This is a genomic window from Streptomyces sp. JLBT605 (assembly GCF_058215555.1).
In genome coordinates, this window is sequence record NZ_CM177087.1 from 5639435 (window position 1) to 5660645 (window position 21211).

Below are 21211 nucleotides of genomic sequence, written 5' to 3' on the forward strand. Positions count from 1 at the left end.
GACCGCGCCTGACCGGCCGGCCCGCCGCGGCCCCGGCACCTCGCCGGGCGGCAGCGGACCGTAGCCCCAACACACCATCGCAGCCACCGACTTCCCCCGGGAAGCCGGTGGCTGCGGCGCGTGGTGCCGGCCCGCCGCGGGCCCCGGCGCGCAAACCGGTACCCGGTGGTTCCCGCGCCCTGTGACGTGTGGCACGATGCTGGGCACCCCGAGCCTCCCCCAGCCACTCCCACTGGCTTCGCCGGGGCACCCTGGACCTCGTCCGGGGGTGCCTTACGGGGAGGTGCCCGCCGCTCTCACAGGAGTCGCCCCGCGTGCAGTCCCTGGCAGGTGCTGAAGCCCGTCCGGCATCCTCTCCGCTCGACCTGGACCTCGCGCACAGCCGCCCCCGGCCGGTGCACTGGGTCGCCACCGCGGCCGCCATCGCCGCCGTCATCGCGGGCGGCTCGATCGTGCAGCCCGAGGACGCCCATGCCTCCGGTCCGCGGCCCGCGGCCGCGGCGCCGGCGGTGCCCGCGGTCCCCGCGCCCGACGCCGGTGCCGCGGACTATCCGGTGGACTGCGGACCCGCCCGGCTGGACGTGGTGCAGCGGGCCTCCGGCGATCTGGACGGGGACGGACGGCCGGAGACGGTGGCCGTGGTCCGCTGCCACTCCGAGGCCGGGACCCCGCCCAGCGGCATCTACGTGCTGGCCCCGGCCGAGGCCAAGGGCGCCGCGCCCCGCGTGGTGGCCACCTTCCTGGACCCGAAGGAAGGGATGAGCGTGCAGGGCTTCGCGCTGCGTGGGACCACCGTCTCGGCGACGCTGCTCGGTTTCTCCTCGACGGACGTCCCGCGCTGCTGCCCGGATCTCCAGCGGAAGGTCAACTGGCAGTGGCGGGACGGCAAGTTCGCCCTGAAGGCGCTGCCGGCTCCGGGGAGTGTCTGAGTCGTCACTCGGCGTCGGGGCCGTATACCTCAATCTTGTCTGAAATGCGTCGTACGTGGATGCAATCACCGGGACATTCCCGGGCCGAGTCCACCACCTCGGCGAGGAGCGGCAGCGGCACCGGAGTGGTGGCGCCGGCCTCCTGGAGCAGCTCGTCCTCGGGGCTCTTGACGTAGGCCAGCCCGTCGATGTCCAGCTCGAAGACCTCAGGCGCGTACTGCACGCAGATCCCGTCCCCGGTGCACAGGTCCTGGTCGATCCACACCTCCAGCTCGGCGCCGTCGGTGCTGATGGAGAGGCCGTCGCTCTGCGCGGTCATGTGCTCTGCCGTTCCCTGTGCATGTGCCGCAGCGCCGACCAAAAGAAGCCAGCTCTGGCGGGTGTTGACCGTCCCGACGATACAACCGCTCGCTTTCGGATCTTGTTCGGTGGGTATTCACCTGGGGTGAGGACGTGCGCAAGGGTGAAGATCGGACACACTCCGACCGGGTTTGTGATCTAGGGGTTTCAACCTGCACCGGCCCAGGTAGGGTCAGGAAGCGTCCAGCTCCCCTTGGAGGAGGTGAGGACCGTGGCAGCCCACGACGACGACATCAACCGCGGCATCCGGCCGGGGCGGGGGTCTGAGGACCCAGCCGGCCAGGTTGCCTATCTAGAGCAGGAAATCGCCGTCCTGCGACGCAAGCTCGCCGACTCTCCGCGGCACACGAGGATTCTCGAAGAGCGGATCGTCGAGCTGCAGACCAACCTGGCGGGCGTGTCCGCACAGAACGAGCGGCTCGCCAACACCCTCCGTGAGGCCCGAGACCAGATCGTGGCCCTCAAGGAGGAGGTCGACCGGCTCGCACAGCCGCCGGCGGGCTTCGGGGTGTTTCTCCAGGCGAACGAGGACGGCACAGTCGACATCTTCACCGGAGGCCGGAAACTCCGGGTGAACGTCAGCCCAAGCATCGAGCTCGACGACCTCCAGCGCGGCCAGGAGGTCATGCTCAACGAGGCGCTCAACGTGGTCGACGCCATGGAGTTCGAGCGTGCCGGGGACATCGTCACCCTCAAGGAGATCCTTGAGGACGGCGAGCGTGCCCTGGTGATCGGGCACACCGACGAGGAGCGTGTGGTGCGGCTCGCCGAGCCGCTGCTGGAGGCCACCATCCGCCCCGGCGACGCCCTGCTGCTCGAACCCCGCTCCGGCTACGTCTACGAGGTCGTCCCCAAGAGCGAGGTCGAAGAGCTCGTCCTGGAAGAGGTCCCGGACATCGACTACACCAAGATCGGCGGACTGGGAAACCAGATCGAGCTGATCCGGGACGCGGTCGAGCTCCCCTACCTCTACCCCGACCTGTTCAAGGAGCACGAACTGCGGCCGCCCAAGGGTGTGCTGCTGTACGGTCCGCCCGGCTGCGGCAAGACGCTCATCGCCAAGGCCGTCGCCAACTCCCTTGCCAAGAAGGTCGCCGAGGTGACCGGGCAGCCGGCGGGGAAGAGCTTCTTCCTCAACATCAAGGGCCCCGAGCTGCTCAACAAGTACGTCGGTGAGACCGAGCGGCACATCCGCCTGATCTTCCAGCGGGCCCGGGAGAAGGCCAGCGAGGGCACGCCCGTCATCGTCTTCTTCGACGAGATGGACTCCCTCTTCCGCACCCGTGGCTCCGGGGTCAGCTCGGACGTGGAGAACACCATCGTCCCGCAGCTGCTCTCCGAGATCGACGGTGTGGAGGGCCTGGAGAACGTCATCGTGATCGGCGCCTCCAACCGCGAGGACATGATCGACCCGGCGATCCTGCGCCCCGGCCGCCTCGATGTGAAGATCAAGATCGAGCGTCCGGACGCGGAGGCCGCCAAGGACATCTTCTCGAAGTACCTGACCGCGACCCTGCCCATTCACACGGACGACCTCACCGAACACGGCGGGTCGCCGAAGGCCGCGGTGGCGGGCATGATCCAGTCGGTCGTCGAGCAGATGTACGCCGAGTCCGAGGAGAACCGCTTCCTCGAGGTGACATACGCCAACGGCGACAAGGAAGTCCTCTACTTCAAGGACTTCAACTCCGGCGCGATGATCCAGAACATCGTCGACCGGGCCAAGAAGATGGCGATCAAGGCCTTCCTCGACCACGACCAGAAGGGTCTGCGCGTCTCCCACCTGCTCGCCGCCTGCGTGGACGAGTTCAAGGAGAACGAGGACCTGCCGAACACCACCAACCCGGACGACTGGGCCCGGATCTCCGGAAAGAAGGGCGAGCGGATCGTCTTCATCCGCACCCTCGTCACCGGAAAACAGGGCGCGGACACCGGACGCTCCATCGACACGGTGGCGAACACCGGTCAGTACCTGTAAGGCCACTCTCCGGCTGCGGACGTCCTGTCGATCCCCCCGCCGAAGGCAGGGGAAGGGCGTCCGCGGCCGGACGCGTCTTTCCGCACGGGAAAAGCACGAGAGCACGGACGAAACCGGACCGGAGCAATGACCGAAATGATCTCCCAACCGCCGCGTCGCCCCTTTAGGCTCGTCGGTACCGCCGCGACGCGCTGTGGGGGATCAGGGCCGACCGCACTCGGACCGGAGGCGCAGCGGGACTTGAGCGCCGGCCTCATCGGGGGCCGCCGCCAGGCAAGGAGGGCCGCATGACCGTACGGCGCGTAATGGGCATCGAGACGGAGTACGGGATCTCTGTCCCCGGTCACCCGAACGCCAATGCCATGCTCACCTCATCCCAGGTCGTCAACGCCTACGCGGCGGCGATGCACCGGGCGCGCCGCGCCCGCTGGGACTTCGAGGAGGAGAACCCGCTGCGGGACGCCCGCGGCTTCGACCTCGCGCGCGAATCGGCCGACGCCAGCCAGCTCACCGACGAGGACATCGGCCTGGCCAATGTGATCCTCACCAATGGCGCGCGGCTCTACGTCGACCACGCGCACCCCGAGTACTCCGCCCCCGAGGTCACCAATCCGCGGGACGCGGTGCTCTGGGACAAGGCGGGCGAGCGCATCATGGCGGAGGCCGCGCTGCGCGCCGCCGAGGTGCCCGGCGCCCAGCCCATCCACCTCTACAAGAACAACACCGACAACAAGGGCGCCTCCTACGGCACGCACGAGAACTACCTGATGAAGCGGGAGACCCCCTTCTCGGACATCGTGCGCCACCTGACGCCGTTCTTCGTCTCCCGGCAGGTGGTCACCGGCGCCGGCCGGGTCGGCATCGGCCAGGACGGCCACGAGCACGGCTTCCAGATCAGCCAGCGGGCGGACTACTTCGAGGTCGAGGTGGGCCTGGAGACCACCCTCAAGCGCCCCATCATCAACACCCGCGACGAGCCGCACGCCGACGCCGAGAAGTACCGGCGACTGCATGTGATCATCGGTGACGCCAACCTCTCCGAGATCTCGACCTACCTCAAGCTGGGCACCACCGCCCTGATCCTGTCGATGATCGAGGACGGTTTCATCGCCGTCGACCTCGCCGTCGACCAGCCGGTGCGCACCCTGCACCAGGTCTCGCACGACCCGACCCTCCAGCGGCTGATCACGCTGCGCAGCGGCCGCACACTCACCGCCGTCCAGCTCCAGATGGAGTACTACGAGCTGTCCCGCAAGTACGTCGAGGACCGTTTCGGCACGGACGCCGACGAGCAGACCCGCGACGTGCTGACCCGCTGGGAAGACGTGCTGAACCGCCTGGAGAACGACCCGATGAGCCTGGCCGGAGAGCTGGACTGGGTCGCGAAGCGGGAGGTCATGGAGGGCTACCGGCGGCGGGACGGCCTGGACTGGGACGCTCCCCGGCTGCACCTGGTCGATCTGCAGTACGCCGATGTGCGCCCCGAGAAGGGCCTGTACAACCGGCTGGTGGCCCGTGGCCGCATGAAGCGGCTGCTGGACGAGGCCGACGTGGAGCGGGCCCGCAGCCGGCCGCCGGAGGACACCCGGGCCTATTTCCGGGGGCGCTGCCTGGAGCAGTACGCGGACGACGTCGCCGCCGCCTCCTGGGACTCGGTGATCTTCGATCTGCCGGGGCGTGACTCGCTGCAGCGAGTCCCCACGCTGGAGCCGCTCCGCGGCACCCGCAACCACGTCAAGGAGCTGCTGGACCGCTGCCGCACCGCGGAGGACCTGGTCCGGTTGCTCTCGGGGGGCTGAAAAGACCTTCGAAAGGGAATGATCGAGGTGGTCCCCGCGCGTTGGAAGAGTGCGGGATCGATGTCGGACCCGGCTTGTAGGGTCTGATCTTGAGCGATCGAATCAAGCGGGCAACCGAGCGGGGTGAGGTGGATGGCGACCAAGGACACCGGCGGCGGGCAGCAGAAGGCGACACGTGGCTCCGAGGAGGTCGAGGAGCAGGCGCAGGACGCGCAGGCTGCCGAGGAGCTCCGGGAGCGTCAGGAGAAGCTGTCGGACGACGTCGACTCCATGCTGGACGAGATCGACGACGTCCTCGAGGAGAACGCCGAGGACTTCGTGCGGTCCTTCGTGCAAAAGGGCGGCGAGTAGGGCGACCCGGGCCATCCGCCCTGTTCCGGGCCTGCTCCCGACAGGGCGGATGACACCGGCAGCCCCGGGTAAGGTCCGTGCAGTGTGACAAGATCGGCCCGACGCCATGCGGCAGGCGGCCACCTACCTGGAAGGAATGGTGTGGAAGCCAACACCGTTAGCACAGGGCGTCTGCCAGCGGCCTTCCTGACGCCCGGCTCGTCCTCGTTCATGGACTTCCTCGGCCAGCACGCGCCGGAGCTGCTGCCGGGCAATCGGCCGCTCCCGTCCGTGCAGGGGGTCGTGGAGGCCCCGCACGGCACCACCATCGTCGCGGCCACCTTCCCCGGCGGCGTGGTGCTCGCCGGCGACCGGCGCGCCACCATGGGCAACGTCATCGCGCAGCGGGACATCGAGAAGGTCTTTCCCGCCGATGAGTATTCCGCGGTCGGTATCGCCGGCACCGCCGGACTCGCCGTGGAGATGGTCAAGCTTTTCCAGCTGGAGCTGGAGCACTTCGAGAAGGTCGAGGGCGTCCAGCTCTCCCTGGAGGGCAAGGCCAACCGCCTCTCCACGATGATCCGTGGCAACCTCGGCATGGCCATGCAGGGCCTGGCCGTGGTGCCGCTCTTCGCGGGCTGGGACGTGGACCGCGAGAAGGGCCGGATCTTCTCCTACGACGTGACCGGCGGCCGTTCCGAGGAGCACGGATACGCGGCCACCGGCTCCGGCTCGGTCTTCGCTCGCGGCGCGCTCAAGAAGCTGTTCCGCGAGGACTTCACGGAGAACCAGGCGGCCACCGCGGTCGTGCAGGCGCTGTACGACGCGGCCGACGACGACTCCGCGACCGGCGGGCCCGACCTGGCCCGGCGGATCTACCCGATCGTCACGGTGATCAGCGAGGAAGGCTTCAAGCGGCTCACCGAGGCGGAGGTGTCCGAGATCGCCCGGGCCATCCACGAGCAGCGGCTCCAGCAGCCGGACGGCCCGCGGGCCGCCCTGCTCTGAGATGACGGGGGGACCACCGGGATGCATTCGCCAGTGACAGTGACAGAAAGGAACGGATAGCCGGTGACGACGCCGTTCTATGTATCGCCTCAGCAGGCCATGGCCGACCGCGCCGAGTACGCCCGCAAGGGCATCGCGCGCGGCCGCAGCGTGGTGGTGCTGCAGTACGCCGACGGCATCGTGTTCGTCGCGGAGAATCCGTCCCGTGCGCTGCACAAGGTCAGCGAGATCTACGACCGCATCGCCTTCGCCGCGGTCGGCAAGTACAACGAGTTCGAGAACCTGCGCATCGGCGGGGTGCGCTACGCGGACCTGCGCGGCTACACCTACGACCGCGATGACGTCACCGCCCGCGGCCTGGCCAACGTCTACGCGCAGACTCTGGGCACCATCTTCTCCAGCGCCGCCGAGAAGCCGTACGAGGTCGAGCTGATCGTCGCCGAGGTCGGGGACGGCCCCGAGGACGACCAGATCTACCGGCTTCCGCACGACGGCTCCATCGTGGACGAGCACGGCTCGGTCGCGGTGGGCGGCAACGCCGACCAGATCAGCAACTACCTCGGCCAGCGCCACCGGGACGGGCTCACCCTCGGCGAGGCCCTGAAGCTGGCCGTCGAGTCCCTGGCCAGGGACAGCAACGGTGGCGAGCGCAGCCTCACCGCCGAGCAGCTGGAGGTGGCGGTCCTGGACCGCACCCGCCCCCAGCAGCGGAAGTTCAAGCGGATCCTGGGGCGCCAGCTCTCCCGCCTGCTGGAGCCGGAGAGCACCCCGGCCGCCGAGGAGGAGGAGCAGGCGGCGCCGGAGTCCCCCGGCGGGGAGTCCTCCGGGGCCGAGTCCACCGGACCCGCGGACTCCACGGAATCCAAGGACTCCAAGGACTCCAAGAGCTCCGAGGAGTAGTGAGTGGCCGGAAGGCCCCGGCGGGCAGCAGCCCGCCGGGGCCTTCCGTGCGAAGGGGTTATGCCGGGCGGGCCGTGGAGCCGCGGACGACCAGCTCCACCGGCAGGCTTCCGCCGTCCGCCGGGCGCCCATCCAGCACCGCCAGCAGGGCCTCCATGCCGTGGGCCCCGACCTGCTCCGCGGGCAGCCTGACGGTGGTCAGCTCCGGCTCCAGGGCGGCGGCCAGCGCCAGGTCGTCGAAGCCGGTCACCGAGATGTCGTCCGGCACCCGCAGCCCCAGCCTGCGCACCGCCTTGCAGACACCCGCCGCCAGGACGTCGTCGTCACACACCAGAGCGGTGGGCCGGGGGCCGGCCCCGGCCAGCGCCCGCTCGGCGGCCTGCCGACCCCCCTCGACGCTGAGACCCGCCCGTTCCACCCGCACCCCGGCCCCCGGCACCGCGTCGAACGCCCCGGCCAGCGCGCGGGCCCGCACCCGGAAGGTCCAGGAATCCACGTCCGCGCCGATGTGGACGATCCGGCGGTGCCCCAGGGCCAGCAGGTGCTCCGCCACCTGCCGCATGCCGCCCGCGATGTCCGGGTTCACGGTCGCGGCGGCACCCGCGTCGTCCGGGTCGCTGTCCAGCATCACCAGCGGCAGCCCCCCGCCCCGCACCGCCGCGAGCGCCTCGGCCGCCATGGAGGAGGCGATCACCCCGTCCAGCGAGGCGCGCGCCGAGTCGAACGGGTCGCGGGCCGGGCCGATGCCCTCCGGCGAGGGATACAGCACCACGCCGAAGCCGTGATCCGCGGCCACCCGGGCCGCTCCGGTGTACACCCGGGCGAAGAACTCCGTGGTCAGGGCGGGGACGACGAGCAGCGCGGTCCTGGTGCGGCCCAGCCGGAGGCTGCGCGCCGCGAGGTTGGGCCGGTATCCCAGGTCGCGGGCGGCGGAGCGCACCGCCTCCGCGGTGCGCTCCGACACCCGGCCGCGCCACTTGTCACCGAGGACGAGCGAGACGGTCGCCTGCGAGACCCCGACCACGCGCGCCACGTCCTTGCTGGTGACCTGCGCCCCGGCGATCCGCCCGGCGGCGGCCTCGTCCGCCGCGGTCCGTGTCCGGTCCGCGGCGTCGCCGGTGGGCGCCCCGCGCACGGCCCGGGCCCCGGCTCGCCTGGCCACTGACCCACCGCTGCCGGCCGGTCCCGTGAGGTCCTGGTCGGCGACGTCCTGCTCCCGGGCGTCCCGGCCGGCAGCACCTCGCTCCTCGTCGCCCTCGTCCGGGGCTTCCCGCTCCCTGACGCGCTGGTCCGGGGCTTCCGGCTCCCTGACGTCCTGTCTCGGGGCGACGTGCTGCCGCTCCGGGGCACCCCGCCGCTCTTCCTCCGGACCGGCCTCAGCCGGGTGCGGGCTCCGCTGCTCCGCGGCGGCCGCCGCATCCCCACCCGCGGGGCCGCGCCTCGCGCCCGTCACCATCGCCTCGCTTCCGCTCTCGCCCTGCGCAGTTGCCCACCGCGAGGTAACTCAGTGGACCGGCGGTGAGCTGCCATGGTACGTATGACGCCGGACGTTATACGTAAAACCCCGGGAGATCCGGGGGAGAGGGGGAGGACGATGGCCACCGGCTACGCGGATCTGCTGCGCACCCGGCATGCGGCGCGGCTGCTCGCCGGGACACTCATAGGCCGCCTGCCGAACGCCACGGCCGCGCTCGCCGTGGTGCTCTTCGTGCGCGCCGAGGGCGGCAGCTACGCCCTCGCCGGCGGGCTCTCCGCGGTCTACGGCGTGGGCAACGCCATCGGGCAGCCGCTGCTGGGCCGGGCGGTGGACCGCCTCGGGCAGCCCCGGGTGATGTTCCCCGCCGCTCTGCTCTCCGCCCTCGGCATGGCGCTGTTCGCCCTCTCCGGCGTGGAGCCGCTGCCCGTCGCCTACGCCGCGATGCTGATCGCCGGCCTGTTCACCCCGCCGCTGGAGGGCGGCCTGCGGGCCCTGTGGCCGTCCGTGCTGAAGCGTGAGGACCAGGTGCACGCGGCGTACGCGCTGGACGCGGTCGCCCAGGAGGTGATGTTCGCCGTCGGCCCGCTGCTGGTGACGCTGCTGGTCGCCGCCTGGTCGGAGGCCGCCGCGCTGCTCGTCATCAACGCCGTCGGAGTAGCCGGCGCGCTCTCGGTGGTGGTCTCGCGGCCGTCCCGCCAGTGGCGTTCCGAGTCGCGCGAGGCGCACTGGCTCGGCGCGCTGCGCTCACCCGGACTGCTGGTGCTGCTCGCCTCGTTCTTCTTCGTCGGGATCGCGCTGGGCTCCATCGCGGTGGCCGCGGTCGCCTACGCCGACGAGCACGGCGGCGGCATGGTCTCCAGCTATCTGCTCTCCGCGCTCGGCGTGGGCGCGCTGATCGGCGGGGTGGTCTACGGCGCCCGGCAGTGGCCCGGTTCGCCCGAAGGCCGGATGCGGTTGCTGATGGCCGCGCTGGCGGTGGGATACCTGCCGCTCGCCCTGATGCCCGGGGTGGTGGGCATGACGGCCCTCTCGCTGATCTCCGGCGTCTTCCTGGCACCGGTGCTCGCCTGCGCCTTCGTCGTCATCGACCGGCACGCGCCGCGCGGCACCGTCACCGAGGCGTTCTCCTGGCTGGTGACCACCTTCGTGGTCGGCAACGCGGTCGGCACGGCGCTGGCCGGACCGGTCATCGAGACCGTCGACGTCAGGGGCGGGTTCGCCGTTCCGGGAGCGGCCGGCGCGGTGGCCCTGCTCGTCCTGCTGGCCGCGCGCCGCTTCCTCGCGCCGGTGAACGCACCCGCCCCGGCCACCGCGTCCGCACCGGTCACGGCGGAAAATGATCGAAACGGTGCCGCCGAACCCGGTTTCAGAGCAGGCCGTCAGGCGTAATGTTCAGTCATGGACCGCCGCATTTTCGGGCTGGAGAACGAGTACGGCGTCACATGCACGTTCAGGGGACAGCGCCGACTGTCTCCTGACGAAGTGGCGCGGTACCTCTTCCGCCGTGTCGTTTCCTGGGGCCGCAGCAGCAATGTCTTCCTGCGCAACGGCGCTCGCCTCTATCTGGACGTGGGATCACACCCGGAATACGCAACTCCCGAGTGCGACAACGTGACCGAGCTGGTCACCCACGACAAAGCGGGCGAGCGCATCCTCGAAGGACTCCTCGTCGACGCCGAAAAACGCCTGCACGAGGAAGGGATCGCGGGCGACGTCTACCTCTTCAAGAACAACACCGACTCGGCGGGTAACTCCTACGGCTGCCATGAGAACTACCTGGTGGCCCGGCACGGCGAGTTCTCCCGCCTCGCGGACATCCTCATTCCCTTCCTGGTGACCCGTCAGCTGGTGTGCGGCGCGGGCAAGGTGCTGCAGACCCCGCGCGGCGCGGTGTACTGCGTCAGCCAGCGGGCCGAGCACATCTGGGAGGGCGTCAGCTCCGCCACCACCCGCTCCCGGCCCATCATCAACACCCGGGACGAGCCGCACGCCGATGCCGAGCGCTACCGCCGCCTGCACGTCATCGTCGGCGACTCCAACATGTCCGAGACGACCATGCTGCTCAAGGTCGGCGCCACCGACCTCGTGCTGCGCATGATCGAGGCGGGCACCGTCATGCGCGACCTCACCCTGGAGAACCCGATCCGGGCCATCCGCGAGGTCAGCCACGACATCACCGGACAGCGCAAGGTGCGGCTGGCCAGCGGGCGCGAGGCATCCGCCCTCGAAGTCCAGCAGGAGTACTACGAAAAGGCGGTGGATTTCTGCGAGCGCCGCGGAATCCGCACCGGCACCGTGGAGCGCGTCCTCGAACTCTGGGGCCGCACCCTGGAAGCCGTCCGCTCGCAGGATCTCGACCGCATCGACACCGAGATCGACTGGGTGATGAAATACCGGCTCATCGAGCGGTACCGCGCCAAGAACAACATCACCATGTCCCATCCGAGGATCGCTCAGATAGACCTCGCCTACCACGACATCCACCGCCGCCGAGGGCTCTATTACCTCCTGGAGAAGCGCGGACAAGCGGCTCGCATCTGCAACGACGTGAAGATCTTCGAAGGCAAGTCGGTGCCGCCGCAGACCACCCGCGCCCGGCTGCGCGGCGATTTCATCCGGCGCGCCCAGGAGCAGCGCCGGGACTTCACCGTCGACTGGGTGCACCTCAAGCTCAACGACCAGGCGCAGCGCACCGTGCTGTGCAAGGACCCGTTCCGTTCGGTGGACGACCGGGTGGAGAAGCTCATCGCCGGAATGTGAGGTTCTGCTGAATACCGACGCGGGCCCCGTACGTTCCTCGTACGGGGCCCGCGCCACAACGTAGAGTGGCGCGCATTGCCCCCGCAGGATCTATCGAACGAGGACATCCGTGCGCCGACGCTCCGTACTCCTTGCCGTGCCCGCCGGCCTGCTCACGATGGCGGGCTGCGGTAGCGAGAAATCCGACTCCGACAAGGGCGACAAGGCATCCCCCTCCGAGCCGCAGAGCCCCACCTCCTCCGCCGAGCCCACCGGCAAGATCGTGAACGGCCCGGTGCCCGAGCTGACCGGCGGCACGGCGTTCGGCGAGAAGCCCAAGGTCGCCAAGGGCTCCGGAGACCCGTCCTCCGATCTCGCGGTCAAGACCCTGATCGCCGGCCGCGGCGGGGCCGTGGCCAAGGGCGACTACCTCCAGGTGAACTACCTCGGCCAGATCTGGAAGACCGCCAAGGTCTTCGACAACTCCTACGACCGGGGCAAGCCGGCCGTCTTCCAGATCGGCACCGGACAGGTCATCCCCGGCTGGGACCAGGGTCTGGTCGGAAAGAAGGTCGGCAGCCGCGTCGAGCTGGCGATCCCCCCGGCCCTCGGCTACGGCAAGCAGGGCCAGCCGCAGGCCGGCATCAAGGGCACCGACACCATGGTGTTCGTCGTCGACATCATCGGCACCTTCAACGGCAGCAGCGCCGCCAAGGGCTCCACGGTCGCGCAGAGCAACAAGGACCTGCCCAAGGTCGGGGACAAGACCGACGGCAAGGCCCCGGAGATCACGGTGCCCAAGACCGACGCGCCGAAGAAGCTCGTGTCGAACTACATCATCGAGGGCGACGGGCCCAAGGTGAAGGAGACCGACGGCGTCCTGGTGCAGTACAAGGGTGTGCTGTGGGACGGCGGCAAGGAGTTCGACTCCTCGTACAAGCGGGAGCAGCCCGCCCAGTTCTCCCTCCAGCAGGTCGTCAAGGGCTGGTCCCAGGGCCTGACCGGCAAGAAGGTCGGCAGCCGGGTGCTGATCGTCGTCCCGCCGGACCTCGGCTACGGCAAGCAGGAGCAGCAGGGCATCCCCGCCGACTCCACGCTGGTCTTCTCCGTCGACATCCTGGCGGTTCTGTAAGACTGTGCAGGTTGCCCACAACGTTACGAGGAGCAATTTTTCGTGAGCATCGACAAGCCCGAGGTCGACTTCCCGGTCGGTCCGCCGCCGGCCGATCTTGACATCAAGGACATCTGGGAAGGCGACGGGGCCGTCGCGAAGACCGGGGACACCGTCTCCGTCCACTATGTCGGCGTCTCCTTCTCCACCGGCGAGGAGTTCGACTCCAGCTGGAACCGCGGCACCCCGCTGCAGTTCCAGCTGGGCGCCAAGCAGGTCATCCCCGGCTGGGACATGGGAATCAAGGGCATGAAGGTCGGCGGCCGCCGCCAGCTGACCATCCCGGCCCACCTGGCCTACGGCGACCGCGGCGCCGGCGGCAAGATCGCGCCGGGCGAGACCCTGATCTTCGTCTGCGACCTGGTCGCCGTCTAAAGACACCGGTCACCACCCGGCTCGAGGCCCCCTGCGCACCGCAGGGGGCCTCGGCTTTCGCCGCGCGTCCCCGGAGCGGTACGGTCACGTCCAAGAGGCCGAAGAAGAAGGGGCGAGACGCGTCGATGGCGATTGCCAAGGCCGAGCGGCTGATGAATCTGGCGCTGTGCCTGCTGGGCACGCGGCGTCCGCTCACCAAGCGGGAGCTGCGCGCTTCCATCGAGGCGTACCTCGAAGCGGGTGCGGCGGGCGCGCCCGGCGCGGCCGACCCGGCCGCCACAGCCGCCCGCGACGAAGCCTTCAACCGGATGTTCGAGCGCGACAAGGACGACCTTCGCGAACTCGGCCTGGTCATCGAGACCGTGGAGGGACTCGACGGCGAGACGGGCTACCTCGCCCGACGCGACAGCAACCGGCTGCCGCCCATCACCTTCGACGCCGAGGAAGCCGCGGCCCTCGGCCTGGCCGCCAAGGTCTGGCAGCAGGCCCGGCTGGCCGGCGCGGCCAGCGGCGCCCTCCAGAAACTGCGCGCCGCCGGGATGCCGCTGGCCGACGAGGAGTACGGCCCCCAGGCCCCCGGCGCCCTGGAGCCCCGCATCCCCGCGCACGAGGCCGCCTTCGAACCCCTGATGCTCGCCTGCCGCGACCGCCGCCCGGTCGTCTTCGACTACCGCAAGGCGAGCGCCGCCCACGCCGAGCGCCGCCAGGTCGAGCCCTGGATCCTGGAGTGCTGGCGCGGCCACTGGTACCTGGCGGGCTGGGACCGGGACCGGCAGGCGGAGCGGGTCTTCCGGCTCTCCCGCATCACCGGCAAGGTGCGCTCCCGGATCGGCGCCTTCACCGCAGAGGTCCCCGACCACGTCACCGTCCGCGAGACCGTCGAGCGGTGGGCGGGCGAATCGGCCACCGAGACCGCCCGCATCCGGCTGCGCGCCGGCCACGGCTATCCGCTGCGCGCCAGGGCACTGAGCACCCGTCCGCTGGGCGACGGCTGGGACGAGTTGGAGATCCCGTACGGGCACGGGCTGGACGCCTGGCTGGTCGAGCTGGGCCACGACGTGCTGGTGCTGGAGCCCGCGGAACTGCGGGCGGATGTCGTCGACCGGCTGCGCGCCGTCGCCAAGGGCTGAGAGGGACGGAACGACTTCCTATGGCCGGCAACGCCATTGACCAGACCCGCCGGATGCTCTCCCTGGTGACGTATCTGCGCGAGCGCCCCGGCGCGCGCGTCAGCGAGGTCGCCCGCGCCTTCGGCATCACCGAGGACGAGCTGATCGCCGACCTCGATGTGCTGCCGATGTGCGGCACCAGCTTCCGCGGCGGAGACCTGCTCGACATCGACACCGACGGCGAGCGCATCTGGTGGCACAACCCGGACGCCACCGGCAGCAGCGCCGGCGAGCCGCTGCGGCTGGCCGCCGACGAGGCCACCGCGCTGCTGGTCGCCGCCCGCGCCGTGGCCACCCTGCCCGGCCTGCGGGAGGGCGACCGGCAGGCGCTGCTGCGCGCCACCGCCAAACTGGAGGCCGCCGCGGGTGAGGCCGCCGGGGCCAGCGCCCGGCTGTCGGTGACCTTCGAGGCCGAGGGCGGGGTGTTCGCCGACATCGACCGGGCCATCGCCGAGCGGCGCCGGGTGTGGATCCGCTACTACTCGCCCGCGCGCGACGAGCTGACCGAGCGCGAGATCGACCCCATCCGGCTCTTCGCGGTCGGCCACACCTACGTCGAGGCGTGGTGCCGCCTCTCCGAGGCGCGGCGCACCTTCCGACTGGACCGGGTGGCCGAGATCAAGCTGCTCGACGACGCCTCCGACCCCCCGCCGATCGAGCTGCGCGACCTCGCCGATCTCTCCGCCGGGCTGGTGCAGACCGCGGCCGAGGACCCCGAGGTGGTCATCGAGGTCGGCCCCGGCGGGCGCTGGGTGGCCGAGTACTATCCGCACGACCGCGCCGAGGAGCTGCCGGATGGGGGCCTGCGGATCACCCTGCGCACCCCCGACCCGGGGACGCTGCGCCGGCTCGCGCTGCGGCTGGGCCGGGACGGCCGGATCACCGCGCCCCAGGAGCTGGCGGACAGCGCGCGGGACGCGGCGCGGCAGGCGCTCGCGGCGTACGGCGAGTGAAGGGACGGAAGAGTGACCGCTGGGCCGAACCCCGCCTCCGGACCGGTGATCTTCAAAGCCGGCTGTCCGCAGTGCCGCGGTCAGTTCGAGCTGGCGGCGGACGCGCTGCGGCTGGCGATAGGCGGCAGCGACCGCACCACCTTCTACTCCTTCACCTGCCCCGACTGCGGGTCGGCGGTCCGCAAGCCGGCCGGGGAGCGCATCGTGGAATTGCTCACGGGCGGCGGCGTCAGCACCCTGCGGCTGCACTCGGCCTGACGGCCGCCGGAACCAAGCGCGACGCCAGGGCCGCCGCGGACCGCTCGCCCGAGGCCGCCGTGCGGGGACCGCGGGCCCGGTCCCGATGGGCGCCCCGGTAGGCTCCATCCATGTTCTGGCCGATGCTCGCTGTCGCTCTCGCCTTCTGTGGAATCGCCGTCCTCGGAGTGCTCGCCGCCCGCGTCTTTCTCGAGGTGCGGCGGCTGTCCCGGCAGGTCGCGGAGAGCTCGCGCCGGATCGCACACGCCGCCGAGGAGCTGGAGCGGGCCGCTACACCGCTGGCCGCGCACGTCGACGCGACCGTCCACGGCAGGTGAGCGGCTCTCATGACCGCAGCCCCCGGAGGGTAGGCTTCAAGGCGCAGAAACTGACAGCGGGTGCGAACCTCGCAACCGGGCGTACGCAAGGGCATTGCCCGGCGTTTACCCCAGCGGGTTACGATCGCTGGCAGCACTAGCACGCCCGTCCGACCCACACGGCAGGCAGTAGGTACGCCGCCCCGGCGAGAAGGTAGTAGCACATGAACCTGAGGCCCATGGAGATCGTTCTTATCCTCGTCGTCATTCTGCTGCTCTTCGGTGCCAAGAAGCTTCCGGACATGGCTCGGTCGCTGGGCAAGTCGGCCCGCATCCTCAAGAGCGAGGCCAAGGCGATGAAGAAGGACGACGAGGCCGCCGCAGGTGCCCCGCCCGCCGACCAGCCCGCCGCGCAGGACGCGCCGAAGACCATCCAGGCCGCGCCCGGAGACGTGACCAGCTCGCGCCCGGTCAACGAGCCGAACCGCACCACCCAGAGCTGACGAGGGCCCGCCAAGCCGCGCGGGCGTCGGTCTGACGCGCCGCGGACGGTTTTCGCACGAGACGAGGACGTGGGTTGCTCAAGTCTGCCCGCAAGCAGAAGCAGGAGAAGGACCCGGAGGGGCGGATGCCCCTCGCGGAGCATCTGCGTGAGCTGCGCAACCGGCTGCTGAAGTCAGTGATCGCGATCATCGTGGTCACGATCTTCGGGTTGATCTATTACAAGCAGATCGCCGAGTTCATCACCGACCCGGTGATCGACTCCGTGGGCTGCCCTGAGGGCCGGACCGCGAACCTCGACGGTTCCTCCTGCGCCCGGATCACCGCCAACGGTCTGATCGCGCCCTTCACGATCATGCTCAAGGTGGCCCTGGCGACCGGTGTCGTCGTCTCCAGCCCGGTCTGGCTCTACCAGCTCTGGGCCTTCCTCGCACCCGGGCTGCACGGCCACGAGAAGAAGTACGCGCTCAGCTTCGTGGCCGCCGGCGTCCCGCTCTTCCTCGGCGGCGCCTACCTCGCCTACGCCATCCTGCCGACCTCGGCGGGCGCGCTCATCGGCCTCACCCCTGGGGGCTGGGAGAACCAGTTCCCCGCGGACGAGTTCCTCGACATCGTCACCCGCCTGGTGATCGTCTTCGGACTCTCCTTCGAGCTGCCGCTGCTGCTGGTGCTGCTCAACCTCGGCGGCATCCTCACCGGCAAGCGCATGCTCAGCTGGTGGCGGTTCATGGTGGTGGGCATCACGGTCTTCGCGGCCGTCGCCACCCCCACCGGCGACCCGCTGACCATGTCGATCCTGGCCGCACCCATCGTGGTGCTCTACTTCGGTGCGACCGGAGTCAGCCTCCTCAACGACCGGCGCCGCCGCCGTCGGAACCCGGACGCCGATCTGAGCGACGACGAGGCGTCCCAGCTCGACCTCACCCCGCAGCGCATCGACGACGTCGAGCCGGTCTCCGCCTACCGGGCCCCGACCGAGCATGCCGGCGGCGACGACCACGGGGATGCGGCCCGCCGCAACGGGTACGACGACATCACCTGACCGCGGCCTGAACCGGTGACCGGATAGGGTCCTCCCAGACTCCAGGGGGGACCCAGTGACCTGCGACATCACTCTCTTCGTCAATCCCACCGCGGGCCGCGGGCGCGCCGCGCACGCCACACAGCCCGCCGCCCGGGTGCTGCGGGACGCCGGATTCAGCGTCCGCACGGTGCTGGGCGCCGACGCCGATGACGCGCTGCGCCGGGCCCGGGAGGCCGTGGCCACCGGCACCGGGGCGCTGATCGCCGTCGGCGGCGACGGCATGACCTCCCTGGCGCTGCAAGCCGTCGCCGGAACCGGCACCCCGCTCGGGGTGGTCGCGGTCGGCACCGGGAACGACTTCGCGCGGGCCGTCGGGCTGCCGGTGCGTGACCCGGCCGGCGCCGCGCGCGCCATCGCACGGTCCCTGAAGGAGGACGGGGGCCGGCCGGTCGACCTGGGCCAAGCCGGGGAGACCTGGTTCGGCACCGTACTGGCCGCCGGGTTCGACTCCCGCGTCAACGACCGGGGCAACCGCATGCGCTGGCCCGCCGGCCGCTTCCGCTACGACATCGCCATGGTCGCCGAGCTGGCCGCGTTCCGCCCCACCCCGTTCCGCGTGCGGCTGGACGACGGGCCCGAGCGCGAGATCGAGGCCACCCTGATCGCGGTCGGCAACACCACCTCCTACGGCGGCGGCATGCGGATCTGCGCGGACGCCCGCTTCGACGACGGGCTCTTCGACGTCACCGTCGTCGGCCCGTGCAGCCGCGCCACCCTGCTGCGCGTCTTCCCACGCGTCTACCGGGGCACGCATCTGAGCCATCCGGCGGTTGCCGTGCACCGGGTGCGCTCCATCACGCTGGCCGCGGACGGCATCACCGGCTACGCGGACGGGGAGCTGGTGGGCCCGCTGCCGCTCACCGTCCGCAACGTCCCCGGCGCGGTGCGTGTGCTGGGCGCCTGACGCCCATCGGGCCGGGCCGTCAGACCCCTCGGGCGGGGCGCGAGGCGGCCGCGGACCGTGCCCCGGACCGGGCGCTTCGGCGATAAAGATCGTACGTTGTCAGAGGCGGCCGGTAGGCTCGTAGACACAATGACCGACGAGTTGACTCCTGCCGAGCGCTACGCCGCGGCCCGCCGCCGGGCCGCCGAGGAGGCCACCGCGCTGGCCCCCTTCCGCGCGATGTACGACTTCGAGCTGGACCCCTTCCAGATCGAGGCGTGCAAGGCCCTTGAGGCCGGAAAGGGCGTGCTGGTGGCCGCGCCCACCGGCTCCGGAAAGACGATCGTGGGCGAGTTCGCCGTCCACCTGGCCCTCACCCAGGGCCGCAAGTGCTTCTACACCACCCCGATCAAGGCGCTGTCCAACCAGAAGTACACCGACCTGGTCAAGGCCCATGGCGTCGGCCGGGTGGGGCTGCTGACCGGGGACAACAGCATCAACCCCGACGCCCCGGTGGTCGTGATGACCACCGAGGTCCTGCGCAACATGCTCTACGCGGGCTCCCAGACCCTGCGCGGCCTGGGTTATGTGGTGATGGACGAGGTGCACTACCTCTCCGACCGCTTCCGCGGCGCGGTGTGGGAGGAAGTCATCATCCACCTCCCGGATTCGGTGACCCTGGTCTCGCTCTCCGCGACCGTCTCCAACGCCGAGGAGTTCGGCGACTGGCTGGACACCGTCCGCGGCGACACCGAGGTGATCGTCTCCGAGCACCGGCCCGTTCCGCTGTGGCAGCACGTGCTCGCCGGCCGCCGGATGTACGACCTCTTCGAGGAGAAGAGCCAGGCGGACGGCGGCCGCGGTACCGCCCGGCGCGAGGTCAACCCCGACCTGGTGCGGCTGGCCCGTATGGAGAGCAGCCGGCCCAGCTTCGGCCGCGACAAGCGCCGCGGGCGCAACGGCATGCGGGAGGCCGACCGGGAGCGGGAGCGCCGCCAGCGCAGCCGGATCTGGACGCCCAGCCGCCCCGAGGTCATCGACCGGCTGGACGCCGAGGGGCTGCTGCCCGCCATCACCTTCATCTTCAGCCGCGCGGGCTGCGAGGCGGCCGTGCAGCAGTGCCTGTACGCCGGCCTCCGGCTCAACGACGACCACGCGCGCGCGAAGGTGCGGGCCATCGTCGAGGAGCGCACGGCCGGTATCCCGGACGAAGACCTGCACGTCCTGGGGTACTTCGAGTGGCTGGAGGGCCTGGAGCGGGGCATAGCCGCGCACCACGCCGGCATGCTGCCGACCTTCAAGGAGGTGGTGGAGGAGCTGTTCGTCCAGGGCCTGGTCAAGGCGGTGTTCGCCACCGAGACCCTCGCCCTCGGCATCAACATGCCCGCCCGTTCCGTGGTGTTGGAGAAGCTCGTCAAGTGGAACGGCGAGCAGCACGCCGACATCACGCCGGGGGAGTACACCCAGCTCACCGGCCGCGCGGGGCGGCGCGGCATCGACGTCGAGGGCCACGCGGTGGTGTTGTGGCAGCGCGCCACGGACCCGACCGCGCTGGCGGGCCTCGCCGGCACCCGCACCTATCCGCTGCGCTCCTCCTTCAAACCGTCGTACAACATGGCGGTCAACCTGGTCTCGCAGTTCGGCCGGCACCGTTCGCGCGAGCTGCTGGAGACCTCCTTCGCGCAGTTCCAGGCCGACAAGGCGGTCGTCGGCATCTCCCGCCAGGTGCAGCGCAACGAAGAGGGCCTGGCGGGCTACCGCGCCTCCATGACCTGCCACCTGGGCGACTTCGACGAGTACGCGCGGCTGCGCCGCGAGCTCAAGGACCGCGAGACGGAGCTGGCCCGGCAGGGCGTCGCGCAGCGCCGGGCCGCAGCCGCGGCCGCGCTGGAGAAGCTCAAGCCGGGCGACGTCATCCATGTGCCCACCGGCAAGTACGCCGGCCTGGCGCTGGTGCTGGACCCGGGCCTGTCGGCCGCCCGCACCGGCGGCCACCGGGGGTATGACCACCAGGACGGGCCGCGGCCGCTGGTGCTCACCGCCGAGCGGCAGGTCAAGCGGCTGGCCTCGATCGACTTCCCGATCCCGGTCGAGCCGCTGGAGCGGATGCGCATCCCGAAGTCGTTCAACGCGCGCAGCCCCCAGTCGCGCCGCGACCTGGCCTCCGCGCTGCGCACCAAGGCCGGGCACCTCGATGTGCGCCGCCATCGCAGGGAGCGGTCGGCCGCCGCCGACGACACCGAGATCGCCAGGCTGCGGGCCGCGCTGCGCGCCCACCCCTGCCACGGGTGCGACGAGCGCGAGGACCACGCCCGCTGGGCCGAGCGCTACCACCGGCTGCTGCGCGACACCCGGCAGTTGGAGCGCCGCATCGAGGGCCGGACGAACACCATCGCCCGCACCTTCGACCGGATCTGCGCCTTGCTGTCCGAGCTGGACTACCTGCGCGGCGACGAGGTCACCGAGGACGGCAAGCGGCTGGCCCGGCTCTACGGCGAGCTGGACCTGCTGGCCAGCGAGTGCCTGCGGGACGGCGTCTGGGAGGGCCTGAAGCCCGCGGAGCTGGCGGCCTGTGCCTCCGCGCTGGTCTACGAGGCCCGGCAGGCCGACGACGCGATGCCGCCCAAGCTGCCCACCGGCAACGCCAAGGACGCGCTGGGCGAGATGGTGCGGATCTGGGGCCGGCTGGACGCCGTGGAGGAGCAGCACAAGATCAACCAGGCGGAGGGCGTCGGCCAGCGCGAGCCGGACCTCGGCTTCGCCTGGGCCGCGTACCGCTGGGCCTCCGGACACGGGCTCGACGAGGTGCTGCGCGAGATCGACATGCCGGCCGGCGACTTCGTGCGGTGGTGCAAGCAACTGATCGACGTACTCGGTCAGATCGCCCAGGCGGCGCCGGAGGGCGGCACGGTCGCGCGCAACGCCCGCCGGGCGGTGGACGGTCTGCTGCGCGGCGTCGTCGCGTACTCGTCGGTGGGCTGACCGAGACACCCCGAGGGAG

20 protein-coding genes are annotated in these 21211 nt (G+C 70.9%); 18 read left to right on the forward strand and 2 right to left on the reverse strand.

The annotated features are described in order from the left end of the window. The first annotated feature begins 314 nt into the window (after positions 1–314). A complete protein-coding gene (locus tag AC4BDD_RS24620) occupies positions 315–929 on the forward strand; it encodes a hypothetical protein (RefSeq protein ID WP_490687631.1) in 615 nt (204 codons plus the stop codon). A 4-nt stretch (positions 930–933) separates the two neighbouring features. Here the strand turns inward: AC4BDD_RS24620 and AC4BDD_RS24625 are convergent, their stop codons facing one another. Continuing rightward, a complete protein-coding gene (locus tag AC4BDD_RS24625) occupies positions 934–1248 on the reverse strand; it encodes a ferredoxin (RefSeq protein WP_490687632.1) in 315 nt (104 codons plus the stop codon). Positions 1249–1500: 252 nt separating this feature from the next. On the opposite strand from AC4BDD_RS24625, the gene arc reads away from it, so the two are divergent. The 5 genes from arc (at position 1501) to prcA (ending at position 7304) form a co-directional block, all read left to right on the forward strand. Beyond that, the gene (gene arc, locus AC4BDD_RS24630; RefSeq protein WP_490687633.1) at positions 1501–3267 is read left to right on the forward strand and encodes a proteasome ATPase; all 1767 of its coding nucleotides are present in this window, start codon (positions 1501–1503) and stop codon (positions 3265–3267) included. Between the two features lie 287 nt (positions 3268–3554). Then, positions 3555–5066, forward strand: coding sequence for a depupylase/deamidase Dop (dop, locus tag AC4BDD_RS24635; RefSeq protein WP_490687634.1), 1512 nt, complete (start codon positions 3555–3557; stop codon positions 5064–5066). 132 nt (positions 5067–5198) lie between these two features. Beyond that, positions 5199–5417, forward strand: coding sequence for a ubiquitin-like protein Pup (locus AC4BDD_RS24640; RefSeq protein WP_490687635.1), 219 nt, complete (start codon positions 5199–5201; stop codon positions 5415–5417). Positions 5418–5558: 141 nt separating this feature from the next. After that, the gene (prcB, locus tag AC4BDD_RS24645) at positions 5559–6404 is read left to right on the forward strand and encodes a proteasome subunit beta (RefSeq protein ID WP_490687636.1); all 846 of its coding nucleotides are present in this window, start codon (positions 5559–5561) and stop codon (positions 6402–6404) included. 63 nt (positions 6405–6467) lie between these two features. Next, positions 6468–7304, forward strand: a complete 837-nt coding sequence (gene prcA / locus AC4BDD_RS24650; RefSeq protein WP_490687637.1) for a proteasome subunit alpha — start codon at positions 6468–6470, stop codon at positions 7302–7304. A 58-nt stretch (positions 7305–7362) separates the two neighbouring features. On the opposite strand, the gene AC4BDD_RS24655 is transcribed toward prcA, so the two are convergent. Then, positions 7363–8337: a LacI family DNA-binding transcriptional regulator gene (locus AC4BDD_RS24655; RefSeq protein WP_490691928.1), complete on the reverse strand. Its 975-nt coding sequence runs from the start codon at positions 8335–8337 to the stop codon at positions 7363–7365. 561 nt (positions 8338–8898) lie between these two features. Between AC4BDD_RS24655 and AC4BDD_RS24660 the strand changes: the two genes are divergently transcribed. The 12 genes from AC4BDD_RS24660 (at position 8899) to AC4BDD_RS24715 (ending at position 21192) form a co-directional block, all read left to right on the forward strand. Continuing rightward, complete coding sequence (locus tag AC4BDD_RS24660; protein WP_490687638.1) at positions 8899–10170, forward strand: MFS transporter; 1272 nt, start codon at positions 8899–8901, stop codon at positions 10168–10170. Between the two features lie 9 nt (positions 10171–10179). Then, positions 10180–11541 carry a Pup--protein ligase gene (gene pafA, locus AC4BDD_RS24665; protein ID WP_490687639.1) on the forward strand — a complete coding sequence of 454 codons (1362 nt, stop codon included), beginning with the start codon at positions 10180–10182 and terminating at the stop codon, positions 11539–11541. Positions 11542–11650: 109 nt separating this feature from the next. Continuing rightward, positions 11651–12652 (forward strand): FKBP-type peptidyl-prolyl cis-trans isomerase, encoded by a 1002-nt coding sequence (locus AC4BDD_RS24670; RefSeq protein ID WP_490687640.1) that lies wholly within the window; start codon positions 11651–11653, stop codon positions 12650–12652. A gap of 42 nt (positions 12653–12694) precedes the next feature. Continuing rightward, positions 12695–13066 (forward strand): FKBP-type peptidyl-prolyl cis-trans isomerase, encoded by a 372-nt coding sequence (locus AC4BDD_RS24675; RefSeq protein ID WP_490687641.1) that lies wholly within the window; start codon positions 12695–12697, stop codon positions 13064–13066. Between the two features lie 125 nt (positions 13067–13191). After that, positions 13192–14196: a helix-turn-helix transcriptional regulator gene (locus AC4BDD_RS24680; RefSeq protein ID WP_490687642.1), complete on the forward strand. Its 1005-nt coding sequence runs from the start codon at positions 13192–13194 to the stop codon at positions 14194–14196. Between the two features lie 20 nt (positions 14197–14216). Then, on the forward strand, positions 14217–15188 hold the full coding sequence (locus tag AC4BDD_RS24685) for a helix-turn-helix transcriptional regulator (protein ID WP_490687643.1): 972 nt from the start codon (positions 14217–14219) through the stop codon (positions 15186–15188). Positions 15189–15200: 12 nt separating this feature from the next. Next, entirely contained in the window at positions 15201–15446 is a 246-nt protein-coding gene (locus AC4BDD_RS24690; RefSeq protein ID WP_490687644.1) for a hypothetical protein, read from the forward strand. A 110-nt stretch (positions 15447–15556) separates the two neighbouring features. Continuing rightward, on the forward strand, positions 15557–15763 hold the full coding sequence (locus AC4BDD_RS24695; RefSeq protein WP_490687645.1) for a hypothetical protein: 207 nt from the start codon (positions 15557–15559) through the stop codon (positions 15761–15763). 218 nt (positions 15764–15981) lie between these two features. Further along, a complete protein-coding gene (gene tatA, locus AC4BDD_RS24700; RefSeq protein ID WP_490687646.1) occupies positions 15982–16245 on the forward strand; it encodes a Sec-independent protein translocase subunit TatA in 264 nt (87 codons plus the stop codon). Between the two features lie 74 nt (positions 16246–16319). Continuing rightward, complete coding sequence (gene tatC, locus AC4BDD_RS24705) at positions 16320–17285, forward strand: twin-arginine translocase subunit TatC (RefSeq protein WP_490687647.1); 966 nt, start codon at positions 16320–16322, stop codon at positions 17283–17285. A gap of 55 nt (positions 17286–17340) precedes the next feature. Next, positions 17341–18231, forward strand: a complete 891-nt coding sequence (locus AC4BDD_RS24710) for a diacylglycerol kinase (protein WP_490687648.1) — start codon at positions 17341–17343, stop codon at positions 18229–18231. 129 nt (positions 18232–18360) lie between these two features. Further along, the gene (locus AC4BDD_RS24715; protein ID WP_490687649.1) at positions 18361–21192 is read left to right on the forward strand and encodes a DEAD/DEAH box helicase; all 2832 of its coding nucleotides are present in this window, start codon (positions 18361–18363) and stop codon (positions 21190–21192) included. Positions 21193–21211: the final 19 nt, after the last annotated feature.